Origin of the sequence: Lysinibacillus sphaericus OT4b.31 (genome assembly GCF_000392615.1) — a bacterium.
GTDB lineage: Bacteria > Bacillota > Bacilli > Bacillales_A > Planococcaceae > Lysinibacillus > Lysinibacillus sphaericus_B.
The window spans coordinates 2,242,966-2,256,060 of record NZ_KB933398.1 but is presented as its reverse complement, the minus strand read 5'-3'; the positions used below and the strand labels follow the sequence as shown (position 1 = coordinate 2,256,060).

Here is a 13,095-nt window from a genome sequence, read left to right as displayed (position 1 = left end):
AAAAAAATGAACGTTCAATTCAAAAACGTTTCTTTGACTTAACAATAGCATCCTCGTAAAGTTATGACAAGAAAGACAATAAGTCTTTGATGATAGGGAGGAGATTTTGATATGAAAGATTATGAACTGTATGAACTGGGGAATGTGGAGCTGCAATCCGGTGACACCCTACCCAATGCCGTGCTTGCGTATAAAACTTACGGTACGTTGAATGTGGCTAGAAATAATGTGATCGTTTATCCTACTTGGTTTGCAGGACTACATACCGATAACGAATGGTTGATTGGACCTGGTAAGGCACTGGACCCAGAAAAGTATTTTATCATTGTCCCCAATATGCTTGGAAACGGGCTGTCCTCTTCACCAAGCAATACACCACCGCCTTATCACCAGGCACACTTTCCGCACATTTCAATTTATGATAATGTGCGACTTCAGCATCAACTGGTGACGAAGAAATTTGGCATTACAAATATCGCGCTTGTTGTCGGTTGGTCACTTGGTGCTGTTCAGACCTTTCAGTGGGGGGCAAGTTATCCCAATATGGTCGAGCGCATCGCTCCATTTGGAGGAACCGCTAAAACCCGACCTCATGCAAAGGTTGTATTCGAGGGAATGATTGCCGCGCTTCAAGTCGATGCTGCCTGGAAGGATGGTTTTTACAACGAGCAGCCGAAAGTTGGATTGGCAGCCATGGGACGGGTTTATGCGGCTTGGGGCTTCTCACAGGCTTATTATCTGGAGCAGCTTTACCAGCAAGAGGGCTACCATACCCTGGAAGAATATCTCGTAGATTACTGGGATCAAGTGTTTTTCAGTTTTGATGCCAATAATCTGATTACCATGCTACGTACCGGCATCACCGGAGATATTAGCGCGAACTCGATTTATAACGGCAACTTCGAGCTTGCATTAAGTAGCATTACAGCAAGGGCGCTAGTCATGCCTGGAAGCACAGACCTATTCTTCCCTCCGCAGGACAACGAATATGAAACCCGACACATGCCAAACGCCATTTTCCTGCCGATTGAATCCAACTGGGGACATTGCGCGGGCATCGGACAGCATGAACAGGATTCGGAATGGATAGATGAACGTCTCAAGCGATTCTTGCTCGAATGAAGGATAAAGCACGCTTTTTCCCTGTCAAGGAAACTGTATACGTCTATTAAGGAAAACAAACCGGGCAGGGGAATATACTTAAACCAATGGAGAAGGGACAATCTAAATTGAAAAACAACAAGCTCATCTATATTTTGGCTCTTGCTGTTTTTTTTGATAGGGACCATTGAATACATTATCACAGGTATCATTGAAATGATTGCCGTGGATTTGGGCGTATCTACTTCTAAAGCAGGACTATTGGTAACTTTATTTGCGCTTGCAGCAGCTATTGTCGCTCCGATTCTGATCGCCTTAACAATTAATGTGGATCGAAAGAAGCTATTAGTGATTACTCTCGGTATTTTTATAGGTAGCAACGGACTAATGTTTATAAGTCCTACTTACGAAACCGTACTATTAGTACGAATTGTTCAGGGAGCTAGCGGAGGAATCGCTACGGTGGTAGCCATGGCTGTAGCCACTCAACTGGTCTTGCGATCTCGCTATTCACAAAAATGAACAATACGATGGGTATTAAAGAAAAGTAAAATGGACTGAGACAGAGGAGAGATTAGAATTTGAGAGAGGCCTTGGCATACCAGAATCATAAGAAAGAGTATTATTTCGAGGCTTTTCATTTTTGAGGTAAGTTGTTTTGTCCCAGCCTCTTTCAGACATAATTGTTTTAATCCAATAGAAAATGCTTTCTTCAGATTAAGGTGCCCCTTTTACCATGCCGAATAATCATTCAATTTATCATGTGCATACCTCATTTTAATCGTCATTTAAACCGTAGTATGTTCTCTGCTAGAGGGGAAAAACCCTATACTGGATCCGTAATCTATCAAATTAGATACAAACTTTGCATCAGGTAATTCGCATACCACACCAACTTCTTGTAAAAAACGTTGCGTATCTTGGCACGTTGGGATTGATAAAGAATTTTCAGCTGTTTCTTCTAGTAAAGGCACCATCAATTCCAAAGCATATTTTTGTTTATCAGACAATGTATAGTCTTTAAATAAATTCATAAATTGTTCAGTATCGACAATTTTAATAGGATGACCGCTCTGTTTCAGATATTCAACAAACGGTTTCCATTCAATTTGAACAGGATTACAAATGTGGAAAGTTTCCCCTTCAGTTTCCTTTGTACATGCCAATTGTACAATAGCTTTACTACCAAAATCGATTGGTACTAGATCAATATACGTATGAATGTCCGGTGCAACTTGTAGTAACAAGATAGCTTTTATCACACGATAAAAAGCATTACCTTCTATATTCTCTTGAAACCTTCCGTCAAGTGTATGCCCTACGAGGTTTCCCACACGATACACTGTTGCTGGCACGCCTTCTTTTATTGCTTCTCTGACTAATTTTTCTGCCAAAAATTTACTTTCTATATACACATTATCTAACTGCTGTCCTCTGTCAAAGTCTCGTTCAGAGAACAAAAATTCTTTAGCATCATGAGGAGCATGTCCAGAAATGCTAATTGTTGAAATATAATGAAAACGTGCCCGTGCGTCTTTACTCAGTTCTAATAAGTATTTAGTAGATTCCACATTAACTTGGATAAAATGTTCTCTATCTCCATAATGACGCACATCTCCTCCACAGTGTATGATTGTATCTATTTCTTGAATCAATTGTTTTTTTACATTTGGTGTAATACCCAGATGTTCTTTGCTCAAATCTCCTTCAATGATATGAACGCGATGTTTCATTTTTTCTAAAATAGCCTCTCCAAAGTAAAACTCCATTTTTTCTCGTACTTTATTTTCCATTGAAGTTTGTTTTTGATTCCGAACTAGGCAATAAATCACTGTATCAGGTAGTAATAATAACTGCTCTAAAATATGGGAACCAAGAAAACCTGTTCCGCCTGTTAATAATATACTACGAGGTTTCTGTTGTGAAACTTGTATTAATGTATCCCATTTCTTACTGTTTTCTTGCTTATCTATATAAATATTATTTTCTTTTTTATGCTCACCCACAGTTGCTGCTATACTGTTTTCTTGCTGAAGCGCTTCTGAATCTATTTTTCGAGCCAGTTTTTCTATTGTACGATAGTGAAAGAAATCCTGTATGCGCAAGTGAGGGAAGTATGGTTTTAGTTTCACCAAAGTAGGCATAATTTTTAATGAGTGCCCCCCTAGAGCAAAAAAATCATCTTTTATGTTTAAGTCTTTTATGTTTAATACTTCTGCCCAAACGTTAGCTAGTACCTTTTGTGTTTCTGTAACAGGTGGTTGATGATTTTTATTTTTCCGGTACTGTATCTGATACTGCCCTAGTAGTTTTTGAACATCTATTTTGCCATTTTGTGTGACAGGAATCTCTGAAACACAAACATATCCTTTTGGCACCATATATTCCGGTAAAGTAGTGGAAACATACTTATAGGCTTCTTCAATACTTATTTTTGATTGGTTATAAACAGTGAAATATGCGTGTAATTCGTTTCCTTCTGCATCAGGTAAAACCACCGCTTGTTGAATGCGAGGCTCTTGCACCAGTACATCTTCAATTTCTCCTAGTTCAATACGATATCCTCTTATTTTCACTTGTCTATCACGTCTACCCATATATTCTACACTTCCATTTAATGCTAGTCTTACTAGATCTCCTGTCCGATATAAAATAGAATGATTTTCAGTAGAAAACGGGTTAGACAAAAATGATTGTTTGGTTCTATCTGGCTGATTTACATACCCGATTGCTGTTCCAACACTTTCAATGTACAGTTCTCCTATTACACCTATTGGACACAGTTGCATGTTTTCATTTAAGATATAGACTTTTGTATTTGCAATGGGCTTCCCAATAGGAATCTGGGTAACAGTACTATCCACTTTTGTAGAAACAGAGTAATACAACGAACTAACCGTTGTTTCCGTAGGTCCATATTCATTGACAATCTGTACAGTATCACTCATTTCAGATTGCCATTTTCGAATAGCTTCTGCCGACGCAGCTTCACCCCCCATAATTAGCACACGTAAACTTTTTAATGGAATGTGCTGTTTTGAAGATACTCCATTTGCTAATTGTTTAAAAAAGGCTGTCGCCACATCTGAAATCGTAATGTTATAAGTAGAAACGGCATCGAAATATGCCTGTGAGGAGAAACGTTGTTCCTCATTTAATAGATGAAGTCTTGCTCCAGTTAATAAAGCCGAAAAAATTTCCGAAACAGACGAATCAAAACTGTGAGAGTAAAACTGAGATAACACATCTTGCTCTGTTATATGGAATGTTTGTGAACGCCATTCCACTAAATTAAGTACGCCAGCATGTCGGAGTAATGTACCTTTCGGATTTCCCGTCGATCCAGATGTGTAGATCATATAGGCTGTGTCTTCCGCTGTGTTTTTGTTTAAGATGTCTTGAATTGCAGACGATGCTAACATATCTTCTATTACTGCTACTTGCTCATAATGGGATAGTGATTCTTTTTTTAGAGAATTTTTCGTTAGAATCAGCTTTGCCTTACTGTCGTTTACAATATACGATACACGTTCTGGCGGATATTTAATATCAATTGGCACATAGGTACCGCCAGCTTTGAGAACCCCTAACATACATACAATACTTTCAAAACTTCGTTCTAAGAAAATGGCAGCTACATCATTGAGTTGCATTCCTTTTTCAATCAAATAATGGGCAATTTGATTAGAATAATGATTCACCTCTTCATAGGTATATGAACTATACTCTGTAGAAATTGCGATCGAATCGGGTCTTTTATATACTTGCTGATAAAAACGTTCTTGTATAGATGAATGTGATGGCATCGCCATATACGTATCGTTCAATTTTTGATACACAGTTTTATCTGTATCACACAACATATTTAATTGACAAAGGGATGTAGTAAAATCAGTTTGTATCATCTGTAATGTTTGCAAAAGTTGTTCTGCAAAACGTGAAATTGTTGTTCTTTCAAACAAATCAGTATTATATTCTAAATCCATAACTAGGCCATCTTCTGACTCTAAGAATGTAAGGGATAAGTCAAATTTACTAATTGCTTGCTCCACGGGTTGTATATCCAATCGATGCAAATTATGTTGTTGAGCTGTGTTCTGTTGATAACTAAACATAGTTTGGAAAATTGGATTATCATGTGCTGTTCGTTCAGGGTTTACTACTTCAATCACCTTATCAAATGGATAGTTTTGATGCTGGAATGCCAAAAGACATTTTTCTTTTACGACTTCACACAATTCTTTCATTGTGGAAGCATCGGTTGTATTTACTCGAATTGCAACTGTGTTGACAAAAAAGCCTTGTACATCTTCAAATGCCGTATGTTGTCTCCCTGTCACAGGTGTTCCTACAATAAGGTCGTTCTGCCCACATATCTGCTTTAAAAATTGTGTATAAGCAGTAAATAGCAATATGAATAGTGAAACTTCCTCTTGTTGTGCAATTTTTCTTAATCCTGCCAAATGTACCTGATCTATTTTCTTAGAAAGCACCGCACCATGGTTCGAAGGAGTACTAGGACGCATCCGATCATATGGTAGTGATAATTGAGGTAGAACGTTTTGAAACTCTTGTTTCCAATATTGTTTTTCTAATTCCCATGTCCCTAACGAAAGGTGTTCATATTGCCATGCTACATAATCTACATATCTAACAGTAGGTTTGGTAGCATGCACGCTTTTATTTAGTAATATTTCTTCATATACCTCCAATAGCTCTTTTAGAAAGCGTTGTAAACTCCATTCATCCATAATAATATGATGGAAATTCAAATATAACCAAGAGCAATCTTCACTTGCTGTGAATAGTATCGTTCGGAATAACGGACCCTGTTCTAAATCAAACTCTTTAGAATCAAACTCCTGTATACACTTCATCCTATATGCTGCTTGTTTACTCTTTTTAATACTGGTAATATCCACGTGTTTAGCTATCGTAGATATTTCTTCTCGTATGTGTTGCACAGGCTCCCCTTGCTTTTCCATGAAAACCGTTCGAAAAATTTCATGTCGTTGTACAACTTCATATAAAGCTTTGTTCAACATATTGATTTGTATACCGGGCTGTATTTCTACCAGGACAGGGATGTCATACGTTCTATCTTCTGGATACCTTTTGTATAAAAACCAAAGTCTTTTTTGTGCATGTGATAACGGGTAATACGTTTGTTCAGGAATTTGCGGTATTACAACTTCTTTATCTAAAGGATTTAATTGGTCTATATAATCAGCACATGTATGAATCGTTCGATATATATATAAGTCTTTTAAACTGATCTGTACATGGAATCTGGCATGAATACGATTAATGACTTGGACTGTGAGTAAAGAATGTCCACCAATTTTGAAAAAATCATCTTCGATACTTATCTGTTCAGAATTCATCTGTAAAACTTCTGCCCAGATATTCTGTAAGTGTATTTCAGTATCTGTATTGGGTGGGATATATCTATGGGTACGGTTTTCTAATAAGGACTCTGCTTGCTTTTGAAATGAGTTATAATCTATCTTGCCACTCGGTGTTAAAGGAAACTTCTCGACATCTTGCATGTAATTCGGTAGCATAAAATAAGGTAATTTCCCCGAAAGATATGCTTGGATATCTTCAGCAGTCACAATAGACTCTTTTTGCAATATGTAGAAAGCAATCAATTGCTGATTGCCATTTTTATTCTGATAAACTATCACAGATGCATGTTGAATAGATGGGTGTTGGAGCATTTGCTCTTCTATTTCTTCTAATTCGATACGATATCCACGAATCTTCACCTGGTTATCTATACGTCCTAAAAATTCAACTTGTCCATCTTGTGTGATACGACCTTGATCACCGCTTTTATATAGTCTCGCCTTAGACGAAGTTGGTAAATTTACAGTTACAAATGCTTCTTTGGTTTTATCAGGTTGATTGACATATTGCTGTGCAAGGCTACTCCCACCAATATAAATCTCTCCAGGTACGTACGGCGGACAAATTTGATGCTGTTCGTTCAAAATATAGATTTCTGTATGAGATAACTGTTTCCCAATTGGTATATTTGCTTGTGTTTCATCTACTTTGTTGATAATCGGATATGTGGCGACACAAACTGTCGATTCTGTTGGACCATATGCATTTACAATTGGAATTTTCAAATCTACTTTTTCTTGCCATTTTCGTACTGTTTCCGGTAGCAATGTCTCTCCACCAACAAATATATAGTTTAGTGATTGCAATTTTTCTAAGTCATGAAGAGACGCTTGCGTTAAAGTATGGAAAAATACAGTAGGTAAAAGACAAAAATTTACTTGCTGTTTGTGAATTGCCTCGATAAAGTGATTGAAAGATTTTCTTTCTATCTCCGATAAAATATAAAGCCTTCCACCAGTTAACAAGCTACTATAGATTTCCCAGACAGATGCATCAAAGATAAGTGATGCAAATTGTAGATGTACATGATTTTTCTGAAAATGATACGTATCTTTTAAGGATTGTATAAAGTGAATTACTCCCTTATGAGGAATTAATACACCTTTAGGATTTCCAGTAGAACCAGATGTATAAATGACATAGGCTGCATCTTCCATTGTATGTGTACGTTTCGCTTGTTCAGTAATGAATTGTTTAGGCATATCTTCATATAAAATAACTTGTTGCTCTAGTTGAATATGTCGTAAACTAATCTTATGACTTGTAATAATATGAGTTGACTCACTATCCTGTAATATAAAACGAACCCGGTCTACAGGAAAATCCGGCTCCACAGGTACATAGATACCCCCTGCCTTTAATACTCCAATCATGGAAACAACGGCTTCTATACTACGATTCATAATGATACTTACACGATTTTGTTTTTGAAACCCTTGGTGCAATAAAGTTTGCGCCATTTGGTTCGACAAGACCCGCAACTCTTGATAAGTGATATTTTGCTGACCCACCGTTATAGCAATACGATCTGGATGTATATCCGCTTGTTCATCGATGAGTTGGTCTAATGTCATAGGCATCACATTTTTCACAGCCAATGTGTTTTGATAAACATCATAATCCTGTGGTAAAAGCAATTCTAGATTGCATATAGCTATGTCACTGTTTTCTAACAATATCGGTAGTAAATGTTGAAATCTATCTATAAAGTTCTGTATGTCGTTTTCATCATATATACCAGAGTTATAATCAATTTCAATATTTAAAGCATCACTTTGGTTTTGAACTAATCGCCATACCATATCAAACACACTTACTCGATTTTGATGTGTGATGACTTTCGTTTCTAAGTCTTCCATTCTGAAATTCGGAAGTTTCACCATGTTGAATACTGTTGAATATAAAGATGGGTTATTTCCTTCTCGATTCTTAATTTGCTGAATCAAATGGTCCAATGGATAATCTCTATGTGCGATCGCTTCTTTTACAGAGTCATTCACTTTTTGAACTAACTCTGTAAATGTTTCGGTAGGTGAAAATGCTATACGTAGTGGAACTGTATTCACAAAGTAGCCAAATACCTCTCGTGCTTCTTCGTCACGGCTTCTGGTGTTAATTGGCATGCCAACTACCAAGTCTGTCTGATTTGTCATTTGATTTAATAAAACAATATAGATGCTTAACCATACACGGTATGAGCTAACTTGATTTTCCTTTGAAAATTGTTTTATAAGGTTAGATAAAGTAGGCTTTATTGCATATTGTAAAGCACCTCCTTGATATGTTGGTACAAGTGACCTTGCGCAACTTGTTGGAAATTCACTCCACGGTAAGGTGCCTTCTAATCTTGCACGCCAATATTTTTCAGAAGCAACATAATTCTCTGTTCCAATATAATTTTGATGTTTATGTAAAAGTTTTTCATACATCTGTATTCTATGAATGTTTTTTTCTGTTTCAAAAGTTTGGTCTAATGAATAAGCTTGTTCTAAATCTTGCAGGAATAATCCTAAACTCCATCCATCAAAAATAATATGATGGAATATCATGTGAAGGAGATATTCATTTGGTTCCAACTGATACAATTGAAATCGAAACAAGGCATCTGAGGTTAAATCAAATCTTGTGTAAAGATTTGATTTCAAAGATTCGTCCAACATCTGATTTCTTTTGGCACCAGGATAAGAAGACCAATCATAAAAATCCATGTCTACATGAAATTGTTCTTTCCTTATTTGTTTCAGACCGTCAATCGTAGATACAATATTCATTTGTAACGCTACGTGTTTCGCTACAATATATTGTAATGCCTTTTGTAGTCTTTTATGATCTAAGTCCCCTTTTATTTGTATAGAAACGGGTTCATTATAAATGCCGGCTTCTATGTCCATTTGACGTGCAAACCATAATACTTTCTGACTTTCTGTTACATCGTATTGAGCTTCGGTTATCAACTGGGCATTTTCTACTTTAACAAATCGGTTCATACTGTCCCTCCTAATTAACGAAAAATATTACCAATAAAATACATAATACATGTAGGTGTTTATTTAAAATGTATAGTTTTGCTTATATAAACGTGTCTAGAAACGCTTGAATGTGAGAAGAGAGGATGGAGAAAACAGCTTCAGCGGGTAGTCTTCGGTTTGTTACAATGACTAAGTGGCACACTCAGGACTAACTCGAAAGTATTTTGAGGTTGGTCGTGGCATGGCCCCTTTTATAATTATTCAAGTAATCAAACAAAGACTCTCTTCAGTAGGACATGCACATATAGATATAAAGGGAAGATATTCGTTTTACTCACCAGAGGAAGTTGAAAATGGATCTTTACGTCCGTTACTAAAAATGGAATAGAAATAAAATATTTGATGTTTAGAGCCCTATTGCCATTTCTGTTCCGTTACTACATAAACCCTTAGTTCGCTGTTTATAGCGGGTACAGCGTAGTTTTATCTATTTCAGATTGTACTTGTGATGTTAATGAATAACCGTAAGCATCCTCTTTATCGCCGATAGCAACCACACAAGTGTCAACTAAACCTGAGCCAAGCTCGAATATAAGCTTTTCCCATCTCACATTTTATTACCTAGACAAGGTTTTATATTTATATATCGCAAAGCATGGGAATAGTATATGACGAACGAAATAAATTGTCAAATTTTTACATTTAATCAAATGGGAAATAAAAGTGATAGCGGTGTCATTTAAGATTTACAATAAAAGGTTAATTTATTACTATAAATTCCACTTTAACCACCTTATATAGAAATAAGACGATTAACGACATTATGTAAGTTGCGATTGCTTGATACAATCTTGGTACCGATTATTAGTTATAATAACACAAATAAATTGGAATACATTTGGAAAAACTGTGACGAATTAATCCTAAGAAGCTTCTACCGGATTTTGGGTTGTAATTTTGTTTTTCCCAGTATTCTTTGAAATGTACATTCGTTCATCGGCTAATTTAAAGAGTGCTTCAGTTTTTTCTTCTTGTGTGTCAAATTCCAATCTCTACCGACCAAGACTTTCTATCTACCCCTGATCACATTTCGGCCACCAGGCAATCACACGTGGGGATAAGATAGCAAGAAAAACAATTACCTATTCGTTTCTTCATTTAGAATAAATATGTGTTTCCTCTTCACTACTATATTAAAACTAACAACTATAATAAAATTACTAATTTTTATAATCCACTCATCGGTCTTTACATCTTCGTTACCTGGAGTGAAATAGTTTGGATCTTCAAGATGGTGTTTGTACTGAAATTTATGTTAGTAGACAACTCAAGACAGATATTGATGCTGCTCATGGACAATCAGGTGGTCCATTAACTTAACTGGTTCTCTAATAATCCACAAGTATGTGGTTGTCTATTGTGGGGGCCAAATCCAATCATCAATCCACATTTCATCAGTGTGATCTCCTGGAAAACCAATGTGTTGAAAGCGATCTCTTTCATTAGCCCAACGATTTACTGGATACGTTGCAGACGTTCCTAAAAAACCAGTTTGAAATCCAGCTGGTTGTGTAAGAGAGATTAACGCCCTATATCGTAAACCGCCATTGTGTACAGCCCTCATTTCAGACCAATCGTAAATTCCACAAGGCATATTAGAATGATTCCTTGCAGGTATAAAACGAAAAATTTCTATATCAAGGAATTGATTGTTAGCGCCTTTCACAACATGTCCCGCCGTCAGAACCGTATAGTCGCTGATTAAAGAACCTGTTGTTTGCAATAATGTACCATTCCGTAGCTTAATTTCAATCTGGCCAACGCAACGGTTTGAGAACACATTTTGGACGAGCCACCTGTATACGATCGTCAAACAACATTTCTTGAGAAACTTTTAATGGATGTGCCTTTTTAATAACTGTAGATTTCATGATATTAGAATCTGCCATTTTTTAACCTCCAATAAAGAATTTATCCGATGCATTCATAATTCTTCAGAGATTTATTTACAAGGGTAATTCCAAATTGTTTGAAGGATTTTCACTTGCATGTGCAGTAGGTGCTAGAGTTCCACCTAGAGATCCTAAAGTTAACATTGTTGTTACGCCTAAAATAAGTGTTTTTTTCATTTAACTAACCCTTTTTTATTTAATATATTTTTTTGTAATACTTTCATAATATCACCATAAAAAACCCTATATGTAAACTATTCTAAAAAGAAGCAAAATTCATTTATATTTATTCTTCTTAGAGACATTCCGGATATCCTATAGTCATCAAGTGGTACAACTTAGGATGGCAAGACTTCTTTCAATCGCAAAATTAAACTTTGACTTAACACCTTACTCCATTGAGACATACACACACTTCGCTTATAGTAGCAGTGGCGTTACACTCAAATAAATTATGGACAGACTTGGTCATTCAGATGATCAAATAACAAAAAATGTTTTACTTCATGTAACGAAAGAAATAAAAAAAGAAGCTTCCCAAAAGTTTGCACAACTAATGAGAAGCCTCGATTATAATCCCTTATGTTAGCATTTTACTTTCACCTTACATACAAACTCTAATACATCAAGGGTTGAAGCGGCTTTACGACCTTTATTCAAGTAAATAGGCTGAAGAATCCATAAAAATCTGTATGATACTTTTAAATAAATTGTATTGCTCATCATTTATCCAATCTTCTTCATATTCAGCCATAAGCCACATCACTTCATCTAAAAAAACATGACTCACTGCATATTGCCAATGTTTTTTTTCTAAGGTAGTTAAGGTAATCCACTTGGTATAGCCAGACAAGAATAATTCCCATTGTTTTGGATTAAACAAGGTATCTGGAGCTGTTTCTAGCTCATTATGGAATAAAAGTAAGGATAATGCTAAGTCAAATATTCGTGGAATCCATGTAGCATTATCGGGATCAATTAGGTATGGTGCAGGTGTATAAATTAAATTATTTGCTTTATAGTCATATGGCGTAGCAACATAAGGCAATTTTATCTCTTGCAATTCTGTCTGTTGGTTCACAGCTTGTATTAATTTTTCTTCCACCAAGTCAACACTCAGTTCGCGTTTTGTATGCTGAATATGTTGACGAATAGCTATCATATGATCTGTCACTTCCTGCTTAGTAAAATCAAAAACATCATAAACTGGTAATTGATAGTTATTGGTTTGAGGAGATAAATAATGAATTTTTCCTAATAATTGACCTGCTGCATAGATTTCTTCATCTTTTGCTGTATAAGTATAACCTTCAATAAAAGGGTACATCACAAATACGTCTTTTTCGATAACTAAAGGATTTGTAAAAGTATCAGATTCAACTGGTGTGACAATATTTACTTGGGCCAAGTTTAACGATTCTGTAAATCGCATCAATTTTTGAGCTGCACTTAATGGCGATTGTGTTTTCTTAATAATGACTTGTTGTTGTCCATATTGGACTTTATATACCGGGGAAAATGGATAGATGCTTATCGGTTCTTTGTCTATTTCCAAACCAAATCTTTTTAATATGTCTTTTGTATTCATTCCTTCATCTCTTTCTAATGGTTTAATATAAGTTAGTTACACTAACTATGGTAAAAGTAATAAGTGAAAATCAACT

Annotated in this window: 7 protein-coding genes and 1 pseudogene; 2 read left to right on the top strand and 6 right to left on the bottom strand. The window is 35.9% G+C overall.

Going from position 1 to position 13,095, the window contains the following annotated elements:
* Positions 1 to 111: 111 nt before the first annotated feature.
* The gene (locus tag H131_RS10280; protein WP_010859063.1) at positions 112 to 1,122 is read left to right on the top strand and encodes an alpha/beta fold hydrolase; all 1,011 of its coding nucleotides are present in this window, start codon (positions 112 to 114) and stop codon (positions 1,120 to 1,122) included.
* Positions 1,123 to 1,229: 107 nt separating this feature from the next.
* Positions 1,230 to 1,608 (top strand): annotated as a pseudogene (locus H131_RS10275) (MFS transporter); the annotation flags it as partial.
* A gap of 281 nt (positions 1,609 to 1,889) precedes the next feature.
* Here the strand turns inward: H131_RS10275 and H131_RS10270 are convergent.
* From H131_RS10270 to H131_RS10255, 6 genes are all read right to left on the bottom strand, one after another.
* On the bottom strand, positions 1,890 to 9,497 hold the full coding sequence (locus H131_RS10270; RefSeq protein ID WP_010859061.1) for a non-ribosomal peptide synthetase: 7,608 nt from the start codon (positions 9,495 to 9,497) through the stop codon (positions 1,890 to 1,892).
* A gap of 443 nt (positions 9,498 to 9,940) precedes the next feature.
* A complete protein-coding gene (locus tag H131_RS24350) occupies positions 9,941 to 10,090 on the bottom strand; it encodes a hypothetical protein (protein WP_010859059.1) in 150 nt (49 codons plus the stop codon).
* Between the two features lie 803 nt (positions 10,091 to 10,893).
* Positions 10,894 to 11,319, bottom strand: a complete 426-nt coding sequence (locus H131_RS10260; protein ID WP_196228879.1) for a trypsin-like serine peptidase — start codon at positions 11,317 to 11,319, stop codon at positions 10,894 to 10,896.
* Complete coding sequence (locus tag H131_RS24960; protein WP_196228878.1) at positions 11,288 to 11,428, bottom strand: hypothetical protein; 141 nt, start codon at positions 11,426 to 11,428, stop codon at positions 11,288 to 11,290. Before H131_RS24960 ends, H131_RS10260 begins: the two co-directional genes overlap by 32 nt.
* A gap of 57 nt (positions 11,429 to 11,485) precedes the next feature.
* Positions 11,486 to 11,608: a hypothetical protein gene (locus tag H131_RS25850; RefSeq protein ID WP_268890989.1), complete on the bottom strand. Its 123-nt coding sequence runs from the start codon at positions 11,606 to 11,608 to the stop codon at positions 11,486 to 11,488.
* A gap of 475 nt (positions 11,609 to 12,083) precedes the next feature.
* Positions 12,084 to 13,019 carry a phosphotransferase gene (locus H131_RS10255; RefSeq protein WP_010859056.1) on the bottom strand — a complete coding sequence of 312 codons (936 nt, stop codon included), beginning with the start codon at positions 13,017 to 13,019 and terminating at the stop codon, positions 12,084 to 12,086.
* Positions 13,020 to 13,095: the final 76 nt, after the last annotated feature.